The sequence below is a fragment of the Mesorhizobium sp. M6A.T.Cr.TU.014.01.1.1 genome (genome assembly GCF_004022765.1).
Classification (GTDB): Bacteria; Pseudomonadota; Alphaproteobacteria; order Rhizobiales; family Rhizobiaceae; genus Mesorhizobium; species Mesorhizobium mediterraneum.
The window spans coordinates 46,080-67,045 of the sequence record NZ_RZPG01000030.1 but is presented as its reverse complement, the minus strand read 5'-3'; the positions used below and the strand labels follow the sequence as shown (position 1 = coordinate 67,045).

Genomic DNA, 20,966 nt, shown 5'->3' with positions numbered 1-20,966 from the left:
GCGGCGCTAAAAAACCATGGCGAATGAGACACTTCCACGCGACCCTTTGCGGCGCGAGGCTTTTATGAAGGCGTCGCGGCCGGAAGTGCCGGCGCGGCCGTTCATCCATCTGCGCGTGCATTCGGCCTATTCGCTGCTCGAAGGCGCCTTGCAGCTCAGCACGGTTGTCGGCCAAGCGGTCAAGGATGAGGCTCCGGCCATCGCCGTCACCGACACCAATAATCTGTTCGGAGCGCTCGAATTCGCGCAGAAAGCGGTGAAGGAGGGCATCCAGCCGATCATCGGCTGCCAGACCACTCTCGCCTTTTCCGGCGAAGCCAGCGACAGCCAGCGCGACCGCAGGCGGCAAGGCCCGGAGATGCGGCCGGTGGTTTTGATCGCGGCGACCGAGGCCGGCTACAGCAATCTGGTCAGGCTGGTCAGCCGGGTCTATCTCGAAACGCCGCCCGGCGAGGCGGTGCATCTGACGACCGAAATGCTGCAAGGCCATTGCGACGGCCTGATCTGTCTCAGCGGCGGGCCGCGCGGTCCGATCGGCAACGCCTTGAAAGAGGACCGCCGCGATCTCGCCGAGACACGGCTTTTGACGCTCAAGGCGCTGTTCGGCGACCGGCTCTATGTCGAGCTGGAACGGGTTTCCGGCTATGACCGGGCGATCGAGCAATCGTCCGTCGATCTCGCCTATATCAATGACCTGCCGCTGGTCGCCACCAACGAGGCGTTTTTCTCCTCGCGCGACGACTATGAGGCGCATGACGCGCTGATCGCCATCGCCGAAGGCTCGGTCGTCGCCGTCGACAATCGCCGCCGCCTGTCGCCCGACAATTTTCTGAGAAGCCAGGCTGACATGGCGAGGCTGTTCGCCGATCTGCCCGAAGCGATCGACAACACTGTCGAGATCGCGCTGCGCTGCTCTTATTATCCCAAGACCCGCAACCCGATCCTGCCGCGCTTTGCCGGCGGCGATGTCGCCGACGCCGATGCGGCGGTGAAGGCGGAGGCGCAGGAGCTTGCCAGACAGGCGCATGAAGGGCTGGAGGCGCGGATCGCCGCACACGGACTGGCGCCTGGCTACACGGTCGAACAATATCGCGAACGGCTGGAATTCGAGCTCGGCATCATCGAGAAGATGAAGTTCCCCGGCTACTTCCTGATCGTCGCCGACTTCATCAAATGGGCGAAGGCGCAAGGCATTCCGGTCGGGCCGGGCCGCGGTTCGGGCGCCGGCTCGCTGGTCGCGTATTCGACGACCATCACCGACATCGATCCGCTGCGCTTCTCGCTGCTGTTCGAGCGCTTCCTCAATCCCGACCGCGTATCGATGCCCGACTTCGACATCGATTTCTGCCAGGACCGGCGCGAGGAAGTCATCCGCTACGTCCAGCAGAAATACGGCCGCGACCAGGTCGGCCAGATCATCACCTTCGGCACGCTGCAGGCCCGCGCGGTGCTGCGCGATGTCGGCCGCGTGCTGCAGATGCCCTATGGCCAGGTCGACAAGCTCTCCAAGATGGTGCCGTCGAACCCGGCCAATCCAGTCAAGCTCGCCGACGCCATCGCCAACGAGCCGCGCTTTGCCGAAGAGGCAGAGCGCGAGCCGATCGTGCAGACGCTGCTCGACATGGCGCAGAAGCTGGAAGGGCTCTACCGCCACGCCTCGACGCACGCCGCCGGCATCGTCATCGGCGACCGGCCGCTGTGGGAGCTGGTGCCGATGTACCGCGACCCGCGCTCCGACATGCCGGTCACCCAGTTCAACATGAAGTATGTCGAGCAGGCCGGGCTGGTGAAGTTCGACTTCCTCGGCCTGAAGACGCTGACGGTGCTGGAGACCGCGGTCAGGCTGATCCGCCGCCGCGGCATCGAGATCGATCTCGCCCACATTCCGCTCGACGACCCCGACACCTACGCCATGCTGTCGCGCGGCGAAGTGGTAGGCGTGTTCCAGGTGGAAAGTGCCGGCATGCGCAAGGCGCTGATCGGCATGCGGCCCGACTGTATCGAGGACATCATCGCGCTGGTCGCGCTTTACCGGCCGGGGCCGATGGAGAACATCCCGACCTACAACGCCAGAAAGCATGGCGAGGAGGAGATGGCGTCGATCCACCCGAAGATCGACCATCTGGTGAAGGAGACGCAAGGCGTCATCGTCTACCAGGAACAGGTTATGCAGATCGCGCAGGAGCTCTCCGGCTATTCGCTGGGCGAGGCCGATTTGCTGCGCCGCGCCATGGGCAAGAAGATCCGCGCCGAGATGGACAAGCAGCGCGAGCGCTTCGTTTCCGGCGCGGTCGAGCGCGGCGTTGGCAAGCCGCAAGCCGACTTTATTTTCGACCTGCTGGCAAAGTTCGCCGACTACGGTTTCAACAAGTCGCATGCCGCCGCCTATGCGGTCGTCTCCTACCAGACGGCCTATCTGAAGGCGCACTACCCGGTCGAGTTCCTGGCCGCGTCGATGACCCTCGACATGGGCAACACCGACAAGCTCGCCGATTTCCGCCAGGATGCGCTGCGCCTCGGCATCGATGTCGTGGCGCCTTCGGTGATGACGAGCTTCCGCGCCTTCGAAGTCGGCGAGAACCGGATCTTCTATTCGCTGGCCGCGCTCAAGGGCGTCGGCGACGCGGCGGTCGAGCATATCGTCGCCATGCGCGGCGAAAAACCGTTCAAGAACCTCGCCGATTTCTGCGAAAGGGTCGACCCGAAGATCGTCGGCAAGCGCGTCTTCGAAAGCCTGATCATGGCCGGCGCGCTCGACTGCTTCGGCCACGACCGCGCCGCGATGATGGCGGGCGTCGAGCGGATGATGGGGCTGGCGTCGCTGGCGCAGCAGAATGCAATGTCGGGCCAGCACGACATTTTCGGCGCCTCGCTCGGCGCACAGTCGCAGGCGCTCAACCTGCCGGCGACCGACCCGTGGCTCGCCGCCGACCGCCTGCACCGTGAATTCCAGGTGGTCGGCTTCTATCTCTCCGCCCATCCGCTGGATGAATACAAGGCGGCGCTGCAGAAGATGCGGGTGCAGACGTGGGCCGAGTTCTCGGCCGCCGTCAAACGGGGTGCTGCCGCCGGGCGGCTTGCCGGCACCGTCACCACCAAGCAGGAGCGCAAGACGCGCACCGGCAACAAGATGGGCGTCGTGCAGTTTTCCGACACGTCGGGCCAGTATGAGGCGGTGCTGTTTTCCGAGGGGCTGGCGCAGTATCGAGACCTGCTCGAGCCCGGCCGTTCGGTGGTGATCACCGTTTCGGCCGAGGACAGGCCCGAAGGCGTCAATCTGCGCATCCAGACCGTGCAGTCGCTGGAGGACGAGGCAAGCCGCATCCAGAAGGCCTTGCGCATCTTTGTCAGGAATGACCGACCGGCGTCGGCGATTCAATCGCAGCTTACCCAGCGCGGCGACAGTCAGGTGAGCATTATCGTTATCAAGGACGAGGCGCAGGGCGAGGTCGAGATCGAGCTGCCCAACCGTTACCGTGTCTCGCCGCAGATCGCGTCGGCGATGCGCGCGGTGCCGGGCGTGGTGGAAGTGGAACTGGTGTGACCTAACGGGATTAGCACGGTTCCGTCTGTTTCGATCGTATCCCGTCGGTCAGCGCCGGCACGCCCAGTGCCGTCATTGCCCGGTGGTAACGCCGCTGGTATTGTGAGTTCGGCTGCCTGGCTCTTTTGGCGGCCGGGGGAGTGCGTCATGGACGAGCGGACAGCCGCTGCCGAACTCCAGAAGATGGTGAATGGGTTCCAGGTATCTCAGGCGATATGCGTCGCCGCCACGCTGGGCATCGCAGACCATCTCAAGGACGGAAAACGCACCAGCGGCGAACTTGCCGCGTTGACCAATGCCCATCCGCAGGCGCTCTACCGGCTGTTGCGCGCCCTTGCGTCGGTCGGCGTGTTCCATGAAGCGGAAGACCGGCTCTTCTCACTGACCCCGGTTGGCAGCGCGTTGCGATCCGATGTTCAGCATTCGGTCGCGCCGTGGGCTATCCTGGCCGGACGGCCCTATTTCCGTCAGGCATGGAGCGATCTGCTGCATAGTGTCAGCACCGGCGAAAACGCCTTTCGCCATGCTCATGGCAAGGGCGTTTGGGAATATCGGGCGGAGCATCCGGAAGAGTCCGTCATCTTCGACCGGGCGATGACGGCCATGTCGCGTGGCGTCGCCGCCGCGGTGATCGCGGCCTATGACTTCCGGCCGTTCTCTGTCGTCATGGATGTCGCGGGCGGGCAGGGCGCGCTGCTTGCCGAAATCCTCTGCCGCAATCCCGGCCAGCGCGGCATTCTTTTCGATCAGCCGCAGGTCGTGGCAAAGGCCGGCCCGGTCTTTGACGCCGCGGGCGTGGCCGATCGTTGCGATATCGTTGCCGGCGATTTCTTCGTCTCGGTGCCCGAGGGCGCCGATGCGATTGTGCTTAAATGGATCTTGCATGACTGGGACGACTACACAAACATCCGCATCCTGAAAACCTGCCGCCGGGCAATGCGCCCAGAAGGCAAGCTGCTGGTGCTCGAGAGCATTCTGGCGCCGCCCAACGAAGGCGCCGGCGCAAAATTCGGCGATCTGAACATGCTGGTCATGCCGGGCGGGCAGGAGCGCACGGCGGAAGAATTCAGGGTGCTGCTTGCAGCGTCGGATTTCCGGGTCGCGAATATTGTTGAAGCCGGACCTCGCATCAGCATCATCGAGGCGGAACCGGTCTGAATTGCTTTCCGGGTCTGAAACTCCGGATGTTCTCGACCCACGGCGGCTTATCCCTGCTCTGCCCACTGGACGGCTGTCGCAGCGAACGTTATCGCAGTTGCCATGAAGGCGGCAGACAAGGACGGAGCGCGGGAGTTATCAGCCTTGGCGCGGCTGCGCGATACGTTGCGCAAGCTTTATCACGGGCGCACACCTGCGGCTTTCCGGTTTCAACTGGCGGCGATCATCATCGACCTTGCCATCATCGCCTTCTTCATCGCCACACCGGTGATCCAGGAGTCGTCCTCGTTCCTCTGGCTTGATTATTCTGTCGCAGCACTTGTCGCCGCCGACCTGATTGCCAGGCTGCTAGCCTCCAATGACATGCTGCGCCTGCTGAAACAGCCGGCGTCGTGGATCGACGCCTTCATCCTGCTGACGTTGCTGATGCCTTCGGCGCTGGCCAATCTGGGTTTCCTGCGCATCCTGCGGCTGTGGTCGCTGTCGCGCAGCGGCGCGCTGTGGCGGTATTTCGAGATGCGCGGCCTCAAAAAATGGCGCGAGGCAAGCCACGCGGTCATCAATCTCCTGACATTCCTGTTTGTCGTCACCGGCTTCGTCTACACCTTCTTCTTCCGCACCGGGGCCGGTCTCGAAGGCTATGTCGACGCGCTTTATTTCACCGTCGCGACGGTGACAACGACCGGTTTCGGCGACATCGTGCTGCCGGGGATAGCCGGCAAGCTCACCGCGATTGTCACCATGATCATCGGCATATCGCTGTTCGTCAGGCTGGCGCAGGCGCTCTTCCGCCCCGCCAAGGTCTTCTTCCCGTGCCCGCAATGCGGCCTTCAGCGGCACGAGCCCGACGCCGTCCACTGCAAGGCCTGCGGGCATCTTCTCAAGATACCCGACGACGGTATTTGAGCTCCGACGGAACTATGATACCGCGATCTCAGCCGGTTTCGTCGCTTTCCGTTGCAGATTGAGCAGATTGCCCATCAGGATCAGCAAGGCGCCACCGGCGGTGAAAGCGTCGATCTGCTCGTGGTAAAGCAGCCAGCCGATCAGCGCCGACAGCGGCACGCGCAAAAAGTCCATCGGCGAGATGACGGTCGCGTCGGCATAGGCGAGCGCGCGGGCCATGCAGAAATGCGACGACATGCCGGTGAAGGCGATCAGCAGGATCCACGGCCACAGTTCGAGCGGCGGATTGCGCCATTCGTAGAGCGCCGGGACAAGGCCGAGCACCGACTGGATAAGCAGCATCCAGAAGATGATGCGCACGACGCTGTCCGTCCGCGTCAGCGACTTGACCAGAACCACGGATATGCCGAAGCAGACGGCGGCGCCCAGCACGACGACATGTCCCGGATCGACGGAGCCCGCTCCCGGACGCACGATGATCATCGCGCCGATCAGCCCCAGCATGATCGCCGCAACCTTGGGCCGGCTTAGCCTTTCACCGAGGAAGCCGACCGCCAGGATGGCCGTCCAGATCGGCGTCGTGAATTCGATGGAGATCAGCACGGCCAGCGGGATCAGCGTCAAGGCGTAAAGCCACGCCGCCTGGCCGATAAAATGGACGACGTTGCGGACGATATTGGCCAAGGGCCGTTTGGTGCGCATTGCCGCAAAACCGCCTGATATCATCACCAGCGGCAGGAGGATGAAAAAGCCGATGACCGAGCGCAGCTCCAACACCTGGAAGACGTTGAGTTCGGCCGTCGTGGCACGGCCGGCGACCGACATCGCCAGAAACGATGCGATCGACAGCGCCATCCAGAATGCGGCCTTGGGTATCGATGGTGAGGGTGCCATGCGCGCTATGTCGCAAGCCGGGACGTTCACTGCAACCGCTAGTCGACGCATTCGGCTGGGCCAGAAGCGACGTGTTGCAAAACAGTCATGTTGAAGGCGGAACCTGCCGAAGTGGCGGGCGTTGATTCGTAGTGTTTACCTGCCTAGCAGGGAGTGCCTTGTTTCCGATCTCAACGAGGAGAGATCCGATGAAATCATTCGCACGATTTGCACTCGCCGGCTGCCTAGCGGCAGCGGCTGGCGCAGCTCACGCCGACGAAGCCGATTTCCTCCGCTCGTTCCAGGGGAATTTTGCCGGCAAGGGGACCGTCAAGGTAACCACCGATGCGCCGACGGTGAACGTCTCCTGCCGCTTCAATTCCGACGCGACATCGAGCTCATTGTCGCTGGACGGCACCTGCCGCGGTCTGGTCGTGGTGACGCGCGCCATCAGTGCCGATCTGAAGTCCAGCGGGACGAAGTACACCGGCACCTATGTCGGATCCCGCACCGGGCCGGCGCAGCTTAGCGGCAGGCGCTCGGGCAATGCGATCAATCTCGGCATCCGCTGGGCGAAGGAGGTCAACGGCGATCGCACGGCGCAAATGACGGTCGAGAAGAGCGGCGAGGACGGCATGCGGCTGACCGTTATCGACGTCGACCCAAAAACCGGTGAGCGCGTGATGACCAGCCGGATCGATTTGAGGCGCATCTGAAGGCCGCTCTATCTTCTTGTTTGAGCATGATCTTTTCCGAGCCGAAGGTTCGGCATCATGCTCAGTCCTCGATCGGCTCGGGCGGGTGAGCGCTGCGGCCCTTGCCGAAGGTATAGCCGGTCTCCACGGCCTTGCGGCCGAATTTGTCGCGCAGCGTGTCGATGGCGCCTTCGGCCATGGCGCGCTTGCGTGACTGGATATCGACGAGGTCGGGCGGATCGGCCTTTTCGTCATTCGAGAGGTCGCTGACGCCGATGCCAAGCAGCCGGTATCTTGTGCCATCCGTTTCCTTGCGCAGCAGCTCGAGCCCGGTCGAAAAAATGCGGTCGGCCAGCCGTGTCGGGTCGCCGAGCTGGCGGTTGCGCGTGCGGGTCTTGAAATCCTGGGTCTTTAGCTTCAGCACGACGGTGCGCCCGGCAATGCCGGATTTTTTCAGCCGCCCCGAGACCTTTTCCGACAGCGCCCTCAGCACCGAAACCAATTCATCCAGCGACGCGATGTCTGTGTCGAAGGTGGTCTCCGCCGAGACGCTTTTCGCATCCTGGTCAGGATGGACGCGGCGATCGTCCTCGCCGCGCGAAAGGCGGTAGAGCCGGTCGCCCATCACGCCATAGCGGCGCATCAGGTCGCCGCGCTCCATGCGCTGCAACTGGCCGATCATGCGGATGCCGTCCCGTTCAAGCGTGGCGGCGAAGGCTTTCCCCACGCCCCAGATCAGCGTCACCGGCTGCTCGGCGAGAAAGCCGGCCGCCTCGGCCTCGCCGATCACCGAAAAGCCGCGCGGCTTGCGAAAATCCGACGCCACCTTGGCCAGGAACTTGCAGTAGGAAAGGCCTGATGAAACGGTGATGCCGATCTCCTTCTCCACACCAAGCGCGAAGCGTGCCAGCACCACCGCCGGCGGCAAGCCATGCAGGCGCTCGGTGCCGGCAAGGTCCAGAAACGCTTCGTCGATGGAGATCGGCTCGACCAGCGGCGTCAGCGCCTGCATCATGGCGCGCACCTCGCGGCCGACGCGTACATATTTTTCCATGTCCGGCGGGAGGACGACCGCTTCCGGGCAGGCTTCAAGCGCCTTGAACATCGGCATTGCCGAGCGCACCCCGTGGATGCGGGCGATGTAGCAAGCGGTGGAGACGACGCCGCGCTTGCCGCCGCCGATGATCAACGGCCGGTCCTTCAACGTCGGGTTGTCACGCTTTTCGACCGCCGCGTAAAACGCATCGCAATCGATATGGGCAAGATGCAGCCGGTAGAGCTCCGGATGGCGAGCAAGCCGCGGGCTGCCGCAGCGATCGCAACGCCGTGCCTCGCTGCGCTGGAAGGTCAGGCAGTCGCGGCAAAAACCGTGATCGGGATTGTTGACAGAAGCCGCCATCGCTGCGAACATAAAGAGAACAAATGCAATGGTACGTCAGGACGGACGCCACGACAAGGCGGTGGGCCGGGAGAGAGCTCATGAATACGACCATAGCGCCGCTGGTGCCCGAGCTTTGGGCGGATTTCGAAGATCTTTTCGGTAAGCAAGGCGCCTGTTACGGCTGCTGGTGCACACATTTCCGGCTGTCGCCGGCAGCTCGCCGCGCCAGCAACCGGGAGCGCAACAAGGACCACATCAAGGCGCGGATCGAGGCTGGGCCGCCACCTGGCCTGCTGGCGTTCGAGGATGGCAAGGCGGTTGGCTGGATGCAGATCGGCCCGCGCGCCGACGTGCCCGAATGGAACAATAAGGGCAGGGGGTCGGCGCCGGTCGATCCCGCCGATGCCGCGGATCCGGGCGTCTGGGCAATTTCGTGCTTCTTCATCCGCGTTAAAGCGCGCGGCAGGGGCGTCACCCATCGCCTGGTCGAAGGCGGCGTCGAGTTTGCCCGACAGAATGGGGCGCGACTGGTCGAGGCATGTCCGATCGATGTGTCGAAAGATTCGCGTTCGATCGGCCTGTTCGTCGGCTCGTCGCGGGTGTTTGAGAAAGCCGGCTTCGAGAGGCTGGTCGAGCGCAAGGCAGGCCGGCCACTGATGCGATTGGTGCTATAGTTGTGAGCTTTGCGCGCCGCTGTCGCGACGGTCGCTCGGCGGCGCCCGAATTATCGTGGCCTGCCTGCAATCAGACGGTTGACGTTCAGCAGGAATAAATCCGCCTGCGGCCCGTTCCTCCTCGGATTTTTCCATGGAGGCTATCGATGTTCCATTTTCCCCAGACCTCTCGCTCGATCCGGTTTCTCTGTCGGCCGGAAGACCATGGCGTCATCGCCCCGCCAGTGGCGGCCAAGACGGTCCTGCCGGACTGGTTCCGCAAATTGCCGGCGGTCGATTCGCAGCATGCGTCGGCCAACAACAACGGTCTGACCGTCAAGCGCTGCATGCCGTTTCTCGATGCGATGACAACCGGCTGGATCCTGCCGCTCGCGGCAACCGTCCGCCTTGAGATCAAGAATGGCGGCCGCACCGTCGATGCCGGCTGGGAGTTCGACAGGACTATGGTGAGCAATCATGGCGCCCATCAGGTCGCCGGCAACCCGAAGGAGCCGGGCCCGCCGTGCAAGTTTCACAACTACTGGTCGATACGTACCCCGCCGGGCTGGAGTTCCTTGTTCCTGCCGCCGCTCAACAGACCGGCTCAGCCTTTCGAATGCGTCGCCGGTATCGTCGATACCGACACTTATGCAGCCGACATCCATTTTCCATTCTTCGCGACTGCGCCTGATGGACTCTACGTCATTGAAAAGGGCACGCCGCTCGTCCAGGTCATACCGGTTCGCCGCGAAGGTGCGGCGCTCAAGGCGGAGATCCGGGCGGAGACCGGAGCCGAGGCGACGGAACGCGAAACGGTCTATCGCAACACGATTGCGAGCGAAGGCTGGTATCGCAAATGGGCCCGCGCGGCCCGCTAACTCTTTCCCGGAGAAGAATGCGAAACGGGGGCCGCTGGGCCCCCGTTTCTTTGTGGATCGATAGAGCGGCGGACTTTCAAGTCGAAGCGTACCGCCGCTCTATCTCTGGGCCCGATGCTCTAGCGGGACCGCCAGTGGCGCGGCCCGCGATCCGAACTATTCGAGCTCAAGTTGGAGGAGCTGTTCGACGATGAGTTCGAATTGGAGTTGCTCGACGAATTGGAGCTGGAATTCGACGAACTGTTGGACGATGAGTTCGAACTCGAATTGCTCGACGAATTGGAGCTCGAATTTGACGAACTGTTGCCCGCGACGATGAAGGCACCGTCGCTTTGGCTGGTCATTGCGGCCGGCGGACGCTCGGTTTCCAGGGGCGCCGCGGGATACTCCTTCGCCTGCGCCGCGGTGCTTGCGAGGGCTGCCATTCCTGCGACCAGTGTCGACTTGAGTTTCCAGTGTCTTGTCATGGTGGTTACTCCTTTTTCAGACTGGACCGGCAGTTGCGGTCCGGCGGAGTAACGGGCGATCGCCGGCTTTATTCCATTCAAGAGAAGCCGGCCGCCGCAGCTTTACTTCTGATCCTTCTGGCGGACCTCGGTCAGCGCTTTAACTTCCTCCTCGGCTGACATTGGCGCGCCCGCTTCGATCGCCGAAAGATAGGCGTCGAGGGCTTCGGCCGACGAGGCCGGGGCATAGCCTCCGGCGTCGCCCGGCGCCACGACCGCGAAGCTGACGCGCCATTCGTCGCCGGAACGGCAGGCGACCGACATCACCGTGGAGCGGTCCTGCGAGTCGACCTCGAATTCGCGACACAAATCCTGCGAATTGTTGCGGAAGGTGGCGATAGCCCGGAACCGATCGCTGATCCCGGCGAGCTTGATTTCCTTCCCGGATTCGACCGTTTCAAGGGCTTGGCCGAGGGCTGGCCTGATGACGCCGGCAACCCACAGCCCGCCCTGTGCGCGTTCGTTGGTGCCTGCAGCCCAATACCCGGCGAGCGCGCCGACGACGGCCGCGAGAGAGGCGGCAATCGGCAGCAGCCATTGGGATCTGGATGGAGGTCCCGCCATACGCCCGCCGCCGAATGGCAATACCGATGCCGCCTTCTCGCTGGCACGCTTGGCCTCGACCATTTGCTCGACGGCCGCGACAAGCTTTTCGGGAACCGGCTCATCGAGCAGCGGCTTCAGCGCGGCCTGCGCCTGCGCTCTGGTTTCGATGAACATAGCGACCCTGGTAACCAGACGGTCGTCGATCTCCATCGCCTGCTCGATCCTGGCGACAGTCTCCGGATCAAGCTCACCATCGGCGAACCGCATCAGGATCTCGTCCGAAAAAGTCTCTTCGGTCATTTCGTAGCCCCTTTTGTGACCGCAGAACGGGTGGGCGCCGTGGATATTCCAGTAGCCTCCGCCAGATTCTTCCTCGCCCGGGCCAGCCGGCTCATCACCGTCCCGATCGGCACGGCAAGGATTTCGGCGGCTTCCTTGTAGGAAAGCTCTTCGACGCAGACCAGAAGCAGCACGTCGCGCTGGTCGCCGGGGAGCTCGCCGATGGCTTGCGCGACGCCGCTCAGCGCCAGCCGCGCCTCCATCTCGCGCTCACCGGAAACGCCGGCGATGTCATGGCGCTCGTCGATATCGTCCTGCGGGCCGGCGACCTTGCGCTTGCGGATGTCATCGATCCACAGATTTCGGAGAATCTTGAACATCCACGCGTCGAAGCGCGTCCCTTGTTCGAAACGCTGCTCGTTGGCGAGCGCCCGTTCGCAGGCTCGCTGAACCAGATCGTCCGCCATATCGCGGGACCGGCAGAGCGCAATCGCGAAGCGGCGCAGATTCGGGAGAAAAGCGACTAGCTGATCTTGGACGCGGTCGGTTTTTTCCGGCATGTTGCTCCAAGTTCTGGAATAAAGCGGCCCCGCGCCCGTTCCTCGCAACGCTAGCTTATTGCCGGATAGGTCCGCTAGCCTCGCGATGTTGAAAATCGGCAACGGCCGGAAGGGAAACTATGGACGCCACCTCATGGCTGAGACCAAAGGCTCTGCTGCCGTTCTGGGTAGCTGTCGCGTTGCTGGTCGATCCCCAAGCGCCGAGCGGCCAGATGGCGCCCGCAGAGTTCGGACCAAGATCGGCGTTCGCCGATGATGATGGTGGTGGTGATGACGGTGGCGGCGACGATGGTGGCGGTGGTGATGACGGCGGTCGATCCGGCCCGTCGTCTGGTGGGTCGGGAACGGCTCCCCGGCGGTCGACCGGACCTAATCTGTTTCTCTCGCTGACGGATCGGTTTCTTCCGCGGCCGCCAAGACGAGGCGGCGGCAGGCGCGCGCAACGGCCGGCCGTCCCTTTGCCGTCCCGGGCGCCGGACCAGATCGTCGCGACCGGGCTGAGTTCGGCTGAGATCGGTCGGCTTCAGGCAACGGGCTTCACCGTCCTGGACCGCGCCGACATCCAGCTTCTGGGAACGGAGCTGGTCCGGCTGCGCATACCACCCAATACGCCGCTGGAGGCTGCACGCGAGCTTGTCATCGACGCCGGTCCGCAGTCGACAGCAGATTTCGTGCATTACTACCGGCCCGGACAAGAAGCCGAATGTGCCGGACCCCACTGCGCCGCCGCGGGCCTGATCGGCTGGCCGGCCGATATAGGCCTTCCCGCCGGCTGCGGTGGCAATGTCACGATCGGCCTCATCGACACGGCGATCAATCCTGCGCATGCCGCCTTCGCGAAAGGCCGGGTCGAAGTTCTTCGCCTGTCGGACGACGGCTTTCCCGAGTCCGGCCGCCAGCACGGCACCGCCGTCGCGGCCCTGCTCGTCGGCGGCGTCGACAGCCGTGCCCCGGGCCTCCTGCCGCACGCTAGGCTGATCGCGGTCGATGCGTTTCACCGGGGCGATCGCCAGGATGACCGCTCGGACGTCTATGATCTTCTTCGCGCGCTCGATCTTCTTTCCGTGCGCGGCGTGCAGGTGACGAATATGAGCCTGTCGGGTCCTGCGAATGCGCTTCTAGAGCAGTTTGTCCGAAGGCTTGCCGACCGCGGCATGGTGATCGTCGCCGCCGCCGGCAATGGCGGCCCAAAGGCCGGACCTTCCTTTCCAGCGGCCTACGCGGATGTGATCGCGGTGACGGCGGTGGACCGCATGAAACGTCCCTACAGGCGTGCCGGGCGCGGCGAGCATATCGATCTGGCCGCTCCCGGTGTCGAAGTGTGGACGGCCGCTTCGGTCAGCGGCGCCCGGCCAAAGACCGGCACCTCCTTCGCGGCGCCGTTTGTTACCGCCGCAGCGGCGTTGATGAAATCGGCAAACAGCAACGCCACCGCAGCCGACATTCACGACGCACTCGGCAAGTCGGCGGAAGATCTCGGTGCGCCGGGCAAGGACGCCGTCTTCGGCTGGGGCCTGCTCAATGCCCGGGCCGCTTGCGTCGTCACACCGAAGAAGGCGACGTGAAGCTCCTCAATCCAACGCCTGGGAGGGATTGCGCCTCGCCCGTTTCGGCTTACGGTTGCGGTTGGAGTTTTCTACTACAAGAATAGCAACGGAGATTCTGCGTGACCCGTGTTCTGCCGGCCGTCTTCGTTCTCGCGCTTAGCGCGCCCGCTTTCGCCCAGGCCGTCGATGGCGAGGGTGCGAAGCAGCTTTCCGAAAATCTGTCGCGCTACGTCGGTAGCCAGGCGATCGACAAAGGCGTCCTGAAGGTCTCGGTGGAAGGTGATGCATACAAGATCGCCTTCGACTTCAAGGCGCTTGCCGGAATGCTGCCGAAGCAGGATTTGCTGAAGTTCGATTTTGCGCCCTATGTCCTGCTGGCCAAACCGCGCAGCGACGCGACATGGGATATCTCGGGGGATTTCACGACGAGAGCTTCCTTCGAGATCAACGGACCGCAGGGGCCACAGAGCACGCAGTTCTCGGTCGAAGGCGGCAAGTTTGCCGGGGTCTATGATCCCGAGCTGGCAACTTTCGCCAATGCTACGACATTGATGACCGGTATGACCATGATCTCACGGGATGCCGTGCAACACATGGAAATAAGGACCGGCGCGGGTACGGCCTCCATGAACGCAACCAAGGCCGCGAATGGCGGTGTCGATTTCACCATGACACAGACGATGGCCGGCTTTGTTGAAGCGATCGACGTTGACGACCCAAAAAGCGGGCTGAAATTCCCGCTTACGATCAAATCGCCAGAATTGTCGGTGAATGCGACCGGCAAAGGCTTGAGGACAAAGCCGTTTCTCGATCTGCTGGCATTTGCGGTCGCCAATGAAGACGAGGCCAAGCTGAAGGCCAACCAGGCGCAGCTCAAATCCCTTTTGCTCGCCGCGCTGCCGCTGTGGGAGCGGATCGACGGAAACTACGGGTTCAAGGATTTCACTGTCGAGAGCCCGGTGGGGCATTTCGGTGCGACGGAGCTGGGCACTAGCTTCGGGTCCGACGGCATCGCCCAGAACGGAGCGATCAACTATTCGATCAAGGCGGCGGGATTGACGATCCCTCAGCATCTTGTGCCCGGCTGGAGCACAGCGCTGTTGCCCACCGACATCGATCTGAATTTCGGCGGCGCCAACATCGATCTCGACAGCATGGCGAAAAAGGCGATCGAAGCCTTTGATCTCAATCAGAATCCTCCGCTGGCGGCCGGCTTCGGCGAAACGCTGACCGCCGATTTCATGGCCAAAGCGCCGAAGATGGTCATCGGCCACAGCACGGTGAAGAACCGCGACGTGGAAATTGCACTGGAAGGCGAGATGACGTTCCCCGGCATGAAGCCCGAGGCAAATGTGACGATCGATATAGCCGGCTACGACAAGATCGTGGAAAGCCTGCAGGCGGCGGCGAAGTCGGAGCCGGAAGCCGCGCAGTATTTCCCGGTAGTGCTGGCGATCAAAGGGTTTGGCAAGACGCTGCCGGACGGCCGGTTGGAATGGATCATTAACACCAAGGCCGACGGTTCGGTGATGGTCAACGGCGCCATGCTGAAGCCGGCCGATCCGGTTGCTAATGATGAAGCAGACGAGAGCGAAGAAGAAACGACGCCGTAGGCGCTTTCGCGAGCCCCGGCTAAGCGGTTCTGCCGGGGCGCTTGGAAACGCAGTCGTCGGCGGCCAGTTCCTCGATCTGCCGCGCTGCTTCGGGATCGTCGCTCATATGGAATGCTCATGATTGTCGTCGCCAAGCGGCAGCGCCCGCAACGCCTTGCCGACGGAAGCCGGCGGCGTGCCGGTTTCCTCCGCGAACCGCATGAGGGTCGGCTCGTGGGCGAGGATGAACTGCAGCACGCCGGCCAAAAATCCCGGCTCGCCGGCTGCCTGGCGGATGGAATGCGCCTCGATGCCGGTGATCGCCAGGAAGCGGGGCAGAAGTTCCGGATCGGCGGCGACAAAGCCCAATGCCTTCACGGCAATGGTTTCCGCTTCCTCGCGCATTGACGCTGCGTTTGCCATCGCTACCTTCTTGCGCGGTGGAATGAGTCTCTTTTTGGCAGTAATCGCAAGCGTCGCCTGCGGCAAGCCATCTACCTCGGCAATGCGGTGCTCGAGGCGAAATCCGAAGCTTTTCCGGCAGCCGGTTTCCGTTTCGTCAATTATATTGCCGTAGAGTCGAGCAGGGTTTGATGCGTGCCGGCGAGGGCGCATGGCGGCATCCTTCGAGTGGAAGGCAGGCCGGGACGGGAATTTGATGCCTAAGAAGGTCATGATCGTCGAGGACAATGAGCTCAACATGAAGCTCTTTCGGGACCTCATCGAAGCGAGCGGTTACGAGACGGTACGCACGCGCAACGGCCTGGAAGCGCTGGATCTGGCGCGACTGCACAAGCCGGATCTCATTTTGATGGACATCCAGCTGCCCGAAGTGTCGGGGCTGGAAGTGACCAAATGGCTGAAGGAGGACGACGACCTCCATGTTATACCCGTCATTGCTGTCACTGCATTCGCGATGAAGGGCGATGAGGAACGCATCCGCCAGGGTGGCTGCGAAGCCTATATTTCCAAGCCGATCTCGGTGCCGCGTTTCATCGAAACCATCAAATCCTACCTGGGCGATGCCTGATGCGCCTTTCCAGCCGAGCCGGAGCTTTGTGAGATGACTGCACGGATCCTCGTCGTCGACGACATCCCTGCCAATGTGAGGCTGCTCGAGGTCCGGCTGCTTGCCGAATATTTCGAGGTGCTGACCGCCACCAACGGGCTGGACGCGATCGAGACCTGCGAAAACGGCAAGGTCGATGTCGTTCTGCTCGACGTGATGATGCCCGATATGGACGGGTTCGAGGTCTGCCGGCGGCTGAAGAGCGATCCGGCGACGTCGCACATACCCGTCGTCATGATCACCGCGCTCGACCAGGTTTCGGACCGGGTGCGCGGCCTCGAGGCCGGCGCCGACGATTTTCTGACCAAGCCGGTCAATGATCTGCAATTGATGACGCGCGTCAAAAGCCTGGTCAGGCTGAAGACGTTGACTGACGAGCTGCGACTGCGCGCCTCGACCACGCGCAATATCGGCATCGAGGAGCTGTTGAGCTGCAACTTCGCTTCCGCGGACACAACGCCGAAAGTTCTGCTGATCGACGAGCGCAAATCTTCCTTCGAGCGCGTCCAGAAAATGCTGCGCGGCAGCGCCGACCTCGACATTGCCACCGATCCGCATGCCGGCTTCTTCCAGGCCGCTGAGACGCCCTATGAATGCGTGATGATCTCGACGGCCTTTGCCGATTTCGATCCGCTCAGGCTCTGCTCGCAACTGCGTTCGCTCGATCGCACCCGTTTCCTGCCGATCATCCTTCTGGCGCAGGAGGGTGAGGAAGAGCGCATCATCCGCGGCCTCGAACTCGGCATCAACGACTATCTGATGCGGCCGATCGACCAGCAGGAGCTGACCGCTCGGCTGCGCACGCAAGTGCGCCGCAAGCGCTACAACGACCAGCTCCGCGCCAGCGTCACCCAGACTATCGAGATGGCGGTGACCGACGCCCTGACCGGATTGCACAATCGCCGTTACCTCGACAGCCATCTGCAGACATTGTTCGATCGTGCCGTGGCGCGGCGGCGGCCGCTGTCGGTGATGATCACCGATCTCGACCGCTTCAAGACCATCAACGACGCGCACGGCCATGACGGCGGCGACGAGGTGCTGCGCGAATTCGCGCGGCGGCTGCGCAAGAATGTGCGCGGCATCGATCTCGCCTGCCGCTTCGGTGGCGAGGAATTCGTCGTGGTGATGCCGGACACGGACGGCGCGGTCGCCGAAAAGGTCGCAGAGCGCATTCGCGCCGAAATCGCCCAGATGCCGTTTGCCGTCGGTCTCGATGGCAAGACGATCGAGGTTACCGTCAGCGTCGGCGTGTCGTCGGTGCTGAAGGGCGTGGACTCGGTTGCCGGGCTGATGAAACGCGCCGACCTCGCGCTCTACGAAGCCAAGAGCGCCGGCCGTAATCGCGTCGTCGCCAAGGCGGCGTAGCGCCGATTATCCAGTCGGTGCGACAGGGTTACGAATTTACCTTAACGCAAGCGATTCGCAGCGCTTGGTTAAGAAATTGTTGATTTTCGTAAGCTGTTGCGCAAATGTGCAGACCAATGACGGAACCGGCGCGAGGGTAGTCGCCGGGTCAATCCGAAGAATACCCCATGATTCTCAGGTCCGCCGCATCTCCTGGGTCCGTGGGGTCGGCCGGCCGGCGCTGGCACATAGTGGCCTCCTCGTACCGCTGCCAAACGCCGACCGGCCCCCTCTTTCCGAAAAGACATCGAGACTCTGCGCTAAGCCTTGGAAATATCGGACTTTTCGAAGCCTTGAAACAAAAACGCCGCCCACAGGGGCGGCGTTTTGGCTTTAGAGCAAGAAACCAGATTACTTGATCTTGGTTTCCTTGAACTCGACATGCTTCTTGGCGACAGGATCGTATTTGCGGAACGACAGCTTGTCCGTCTTGGTGCGGCTGTTCTTGCTGGTCACGTAGAAGAAACCGGTGTCGGCGGTCGACAGAAGCTTGATCTTGATGTTTGCGGCTTTGGCCATGTTGTTCGTCCGTTATGTTCGTGGAGTTCTAGCCGCTGGAGCACGGGGAAACACCCGGACGCGGGAAACTTGGCGCGACACATAAAGAACGCGCCCGGAAAGTCAACCCCGCGAGAGCGCCTCTTCCTTCTCCCCTTGTGGGAGAAGGTGGATTGGCGCGCAGCGCCAAGACGGTTGAGGGGTGCTGGACGGAGTGCCGGCAGCGCCAAGCTGGAGCACCCCTCATCCGACCGAGCTTCGCTCGGCCACCTTCTCCCACAAGGGGAGAAGGGAAGGCCGCGGTCCGTTCCTATGCGTCTTCCCTAACCGGCGGAGCCACCTTCTTCCAGTCTCCCGTGGTGTTCCACCAGCGGTTCGGGTTGGAGCGGTCGTCCAACCCCTTGGAACGGCTGGCAAGGATCGGCTGAATGCGGATCACCGGCTCCTGATAGCTGTGGACCTGGAAAATCGCTTCGACAATGCGGGCGGCCAACGCCTGGTCGTCGGGCAGTTCGAACGACACTTCCACCGTGCCCGGCCGTCGGCGTAATTCCGTCTCGGCGCCGGCGGCCGCGCCTTCGAGCGGCCGGTAGCGCTCGATGCCGTGCGCCGACTGGTAGGAATTGCTGTCGTATTTTCCCATGGTGAGCGGCGCGATCGCGACCACCGCTTCCATGATGCGGTCGACATCGGAGGCCGGCGATTGAAAGGTCACAAGCAGCAGCAATTCCATCCGTACCGATGTCGTTTCAAACCCGGAGTCGATCATGATGGCATCCTCAATCTGGTGGCGTGTTGCTGACAATCTATCCAGGTGCTGCTGACACGGTTATGTCAGCAGCCTCGCGCCACACGAGGCATCGATCGGTCTTTCTAAAGGATTTTTCGGACGAGCCTGATGCCGACCAGCGCGATATAGAAGGCGAAGAACATGCCGAGCGCCCAGCCGAAGCCGGAGGGGCCGAAAATATCCATGCCGATTCCGATCGCCTGTGGGCCAAGCACCATGCCGACGCCGTAGCAAAGCACAAAGGCGGCGTTGGCGGAGGCCAGTTCGTGACCGGAAAGCTGCGAGCCGAGATGGGCCAGGCCGATCGTGTACATCGCCGCGACGACGCCGCCCCAGACGAACAGAAGGGCAGCCATCAGGTGCCAGTTCTGCGCAAAGTGGGGCATGAAGATGGTGCCGGCAAGCCCGATGGTTGCGCAAGCCAGAAGCAGGTAACGGCGGTCGCTGACACGGTCGCTGATCATGCCGAGCGGGATCTGCAACAGTACGTTGCCGAGACCGATCATGGTGAGCAGGAGGGCGGCGTCGGCCTCGGAGTAGCCGATGCGGCTGCCATAGATCGGGAACAGCGCAAAGCCGCCGGTCTCGACCGCGCCGAACACCAGCACCGCTGCTGTCGCCGTCGGCACCAGCCAGATATAGCGCAGGAAGTTGCTGGTTTCGCCATTGGAAACGATCGTCGGGCTCTCGTTGCGTGCCGCCAGGACTGGGATGGCGGCCAGCGTCACCAGCGCCATGATGACGCCGAAGGGCAGGAAGCCGGTGCTGCCGAGATGGGAGAACAGCCACGGCCCGGCGGCAAAGCCGAGCGACAATACCGTGGCGTAGATGCCGAGGACCAGGCCGCGCCGGTGCGGCGGCGCCGATGTGCTGATCCAGAATTCCGACAGGATGAACAGCACCGTCAGCGCAATGTGCAGCAGGATGCGCAGCGGGAACCACATCCAGAAGTCCGGCGCGAAATGGAAGCCGACAAAGGCCAGCACTCCCGTGGCGATCATGGCCAGCATCGTCCAGGCGACGCCGAATCGCATGGCGAGCGGGGTGGCGAGCGGTGCGCCAGCGATCGAGGCGAACCCGGCGACAGCGGTGTTGAAGCCGATCATCGACGCCGAATGGCCGCGCGTTTCGAGGATGACGCTGAGCAGCGGCATGCCGAGGCCGATGGCAATGCCGACGACGCTGATCGACGAGATCGCCGCGATCATCGGCAGCCAATGTACGCGTTCTTCGACCTCTTGCTGGGTATCGACCGTCATGGATTTGAATGCTCTATGCTTTACAGAATTTCGCGGGCGAAGCGATTGCGGACAAGCCGGTAGAACGGGACGGAACCACCGGGGCGCAGCAGCGGATCATCGACGAGCCGCTTTTCCAGCTCCTCCAGGATAGCCCTGGTGATGTCGGGAATATCGGCCTGTCTGGCCTTGGCGAGCGGCAGCCAGACCAGCTCCTCCAACTCGTTGGTCGGACCGCCGTCCGGCAGCTCCACGGCGACATCTTCGCGCCAGGCGCTGAAGAAGCGCGTATCGAAGCGCCGCACCCTGTTTGGCGGAGTGATGGCACGCGCGATGAAACGCAGCTCTGCCAGCGACGGTTTTACGCCGTGCTCGGCAAAACCCTGCCAATCGCGCCTGCTCGTCGCGAAGGCGCCTTTCCGACCGATCAGCAGGCCGGCCTCCTCATAGGTCTCGCGGATTGCGGACAGCGCGATGGCGCGGGCGCGGGCCGGGCTGATGCGGCCAACGCCGGCGGTCAGCCTCGCCTGTTCCTCAGGGTGCAGCGCGGTGGCGACGGGAATTCGGCTGTCGGCCGGATCGGTACGGCCGCCGGGAAAGACGAATTTCCCAGGCATGAAGGCGTGACGGGCGTGGCGCCGGCCCATCAGCACCAGAAACTCGCCGCCCTTGCGGTCGAGCAGGATCAACGTCGCGGCGTCGCGCGGGCGTATAGGCTTGGCGTCGAGCGCGATCCGCTCGACCTTGTCGACTTCCACCGTGGTCATGCCGTCCATGCGCACGACCTAGCGGAATCTTCTCCGATGCGAAAGTGGCGTCCAGCCATGCCGATTGCGCCAGCCTCGG

20 protein-coding genes are annotated in these 20,966 nt (G+C 62.9%); 11 read left to right on the top strand and 9 right to left on the bottom strand.

The genetic code is table 11. The features are described 5' to 3' along the window. The first annotated feature begins 64 nt into the window (after positions 1 to 64). The 3 genes from dnaE to EN885_RS27365 all read left to right on the top strand — a co-directional run bounded on the left by dnaE (position 65) and on the right by EN885_RS27365 (position 5,608). Positions 65 to 3,544, top strand: a complete 3,480-nt coding sequence (gene dnaE / locus EN885_RS27375; protein ID WP_206616854.1) for a DNA polymerase III subunit alpha — start codon at positions 65 to 67, stop codon at positions 3,542 to 3,544. 147 nt (positions 3,545 to 3,691) lie between these two features. Then, positions 3,692 to 4,702, top strand: coding sequence for a methyltransferase (locus EN885_RS27370; protein WP_128242740.1), 1,011 nt, complete (start codon positions 3,692 to 3,694; stop codon positions 4,700 to 4,702). 102 nt (positions 4,703 to 4,804) lie between these two features. After that, positions 4,805 to 5,608, top strand: a complete 804-nt coding sequence (locus EN885_RS27365) for a potassium channel family protein (RefSeq protein ID WP_128242741.1) — start codon at positions 4,805 to 4,807, stop codon at positions 5,606 to 5,608. Positions 5,609 to 5,620: 12 nt separating this feature from the next. Here the strand turns inward: EN885_RS27365 and EN885_RS27360 are convergent, their stop codons facing one another. Further along, positions 5,621 to 6,502: a DMT family transporter gene (locus tag EN885_RS27360; protein ID WP_095485380.1), complete on the bottom strand. Its 882-nt coding sequence runs from the start codon at positions 6,500 to 6,502 to the stop codon at positions 5,621 to 5,623. A 188-nt stretch (positions 6,503 to 6,690) separates the two neighbouring features. Between EN885_RS27360 and EN885_RS27355 the strand changes: the two genes are divergently transcribed. Then, complete coding sequence (locus EN885_RS27355) at positions 6,691 to 7,197, top strand: hypothetical protein (protein ID WP_127204968.1); 507 nt, start codon at positions 6,691 to 6,693, stop codon at positions 7,195 to 7,197. A gap of 61 nt (positions 7,198 to 7,258) precedes the next feature. On the opposite strand, the gene EN885_RS27350 is transcribed toward EN885_RS27355, so the two are convergent. Then, positions 7,259 to 8,587 (bottom strand): DNA polymerase IV, encoded by a 1,329-nt coding sequence (locus EN885_RS27350; protein ID WP_095485378.1) that lies wholly within the window; start codon positions 8,585 to 8,587, stop codon positions 7,259 to 7,261. Positions 8,588 to 8,655: 68 nt separating this feature from the next. Between EN885_RS27350 and EN885_RS27345 the strand changes: the two genes are divergently transcribed. The 3 genes from EN885_RS27345 to EN885_RS27335 all read left to right on the top strand — a co-directional run bounded on the left by EN885_RS27345 (position 8,656) and on the right by EN885_RS27335 (position 10,607). After that, the gene (locus EN885_RS27345; protein ID WP_095485377.1) at positions 8,656 to 9,231 is read left to right on the top strand and encodes a GNAT family N-acetyltransferase; all 576 of its coding nucleotides are present in this window, start codon (positions 8,656 to 8,658) and stop codon (positions 9,229 to 9,231) included. 146 nt (positions 9,232 to 9,377) lie between these two features. Further along, complete coding sequence (locus tag EN885_RS27340; RefSeq protein ID WP_095485376.1) at positions 9,378 to 10,088, top strand: DUF6065 family protein; 711 nt, start codon at positions 9,378 to 9,380, stop codon at positions 10,086 to 10,088. Positions 10,089 to 10,259: 171 nt separating this feature from the next. Then, entirely contained in the window at positions 10,260 to 10,607 is a 348-nt protein-coding gene (locus EN885_RS27335) for a hypothetical protein (RefSeq protein ID WP_164759138.1), read from the top strand. Between the two features lie 50 nt (positions 10,608 to 10,657). Here EN885_RS27335 and EN885_RS27330 read toward each other — a convergent pair whose 3' ends face one another. Both EN885_RS27330 and EN885_RS27325 read right to left on the bottom strand, forming a co-directional pair. Continuing rightward, positions 10,658 to 11,440 carry an anti-sigma factor gene (locus EN885_RS27330; RefSeq protein WP_095485374.1) on the bottom strand — a complete coding sequence of 261 codons (783 nt, stop codon included), beginning with the start codon at positions 11,438 to 11,440 and terminating at the stop codon, positions 10,658 to 10,660. After that, positions 11,437 to 11,979 (bottom strand): RNA polymerase sigma factor, encoded by a 543-nt coding sequence (locus EN885_RS27325; protein WP_095485373.1) that lies wholly within the window; start codon positions 11,977 to 11,979, stop codon positions 11,437 to 11,439. Before EN885_RS27325 ends, EN885_RS27330 begins: the two co-directional genes overlap by 4 nt. A gap of 119 nt (positions 11,980 to 12,098) precedes the next feature. Between EN885_RS27325 and EN885_RS27320 the strand changes: the two genes are divergently transcribed. Then, the gene (locus tag EN885_RS27320) at positions 12,099 to 13,544 is read left to right on the top strand and encodes a S8 family serine peptidase (RefSeq protein WP_245329857.1); all 1,446 of its coding nucleotides are present in this window, start codon (positions 12,099 to 12,101) and stop codon (positions 13,542 to 13,544) included. A gap of 101 nt (positions 13,545 to 13,645) precedes the next feature. Beyond that, a complete protein-coding gene (locus tag EN885_RS27315) occupies positions 13,646 to 15,139 on the top strand; it encodes a hypothetical protein (protein WP_128242742.1) in 1,494 nt (497 codons plus the stop codon). 102 nt (positions 15,140 to 15,241) lie between these two features. Here EN885_RS27315 and EN885_RS27310 read toward each other — a convergent pair whose 3' ends face one another. Beyond that, a complete protein-coding gene (locus EN885_RS27310) occupies positions 15,242 to 15,541 on the bottom strand; it encodes a DUF3572 domain-containing protein (RefSeq protein WP_128242743.1) in 300 nt (99 codons plus the stop codon). A 250-nt stretch (positions 15,542 to 15,791) separates the two neighbouring features. Here EN885_RS27310 and EN885_RS27305 point away from each other — a divergent pair, with 250 nt between their 5' ends. Together EN885_RS27305 and EN885_RS27300 are read left to right on the top strand one after the other, a co-directional pair. Beyond that, on the top strand, positions 15,792 to 16,148 hold the full coding sequence (locus EN885_RS27305) for a response regulator (RefSeq protein ID WP_287247952.1): 357 nt from the start codon (positions 15,792 to 15,794) through the stop codon (positions 16,146 to 16,148). A gap of 33 nt (positions 16,149 to 16,181) precedes the next feature. Further along, positions 16,182 to 17,555 (top strand): PleD family two-component system response regulator, encoded by a 1,374-nt coding sequence (locus EN885_RS27300; RefSeq protein ID WP_128242744.1) that lies wholly within the window; start codon positions 16,182 to 16,184, stop codon positions 17,553 to 17,555. Positions 17,556 to 17,945: 390 nt separating this feature from the next. On the opposite strand, the gene rpmG is transcribed toward EN885_RS27300, so the two are convergent. The 4 genes from rpmG to EN885_RS27270 all read right to left on the bottom strand — a co-directional run bounded on the left by rpmG (position 17,946) and on the right by EN885_RS27270 (position 20,896). Then, on the bottom strand, positions 17,946 to 18,113 hold the full coding sequence (gene rpmG, locus EN885_RS27290) for a 50S ribosomal protein L33 (protein WP_006201775.1): 168 nt from the start codon (positions 18,111 to 18,113) through the stop codon (positions 17,946 to 17,948). 289 nt (positions 18,114 to 18,402) lie between these two features. Next, positions 18,403 to 18,861: a hypothetical protein gene (locus EN885_RS27280; protein WP_128242507.1), complete on the bottom strand. Its 459-nt coding sequence runs from the start codon at positions 18,859 to 18,861 to the stop codon at positions 18,403 to 18,405. Between the two features lie 104 nt (positions 18,862 to 18,965). Beyond that, the gene (locus tag EN885_RS27275) at positions 18,966 to 20,141 is read right to left on the bottom strand and encodes an MFS transporter (protein ID WP_128242508.1); all 1,176 of its coding nucleotides are present in this window, start codon (positions 20,139 to 20,141) and stop codon (positions 18,966 to 18,968) included. A gap of 20 nt (positions 20,142 to 20,161) precedes the next feature. Beyond that, on the bottom strand, positions 20,162 to 20,896 hold the full coding sequence (locus tag EN885_RS27270) for an NUDIX domain-containing protein (RefSeq protein WP_128242509.1): 735 nt from the start codon (positions 20,894 to 20,896) through the stop codon (positions 20,162 to 20,164). Positions 20,897 to 20,966 lie beyond the last annotated feature (70 nt).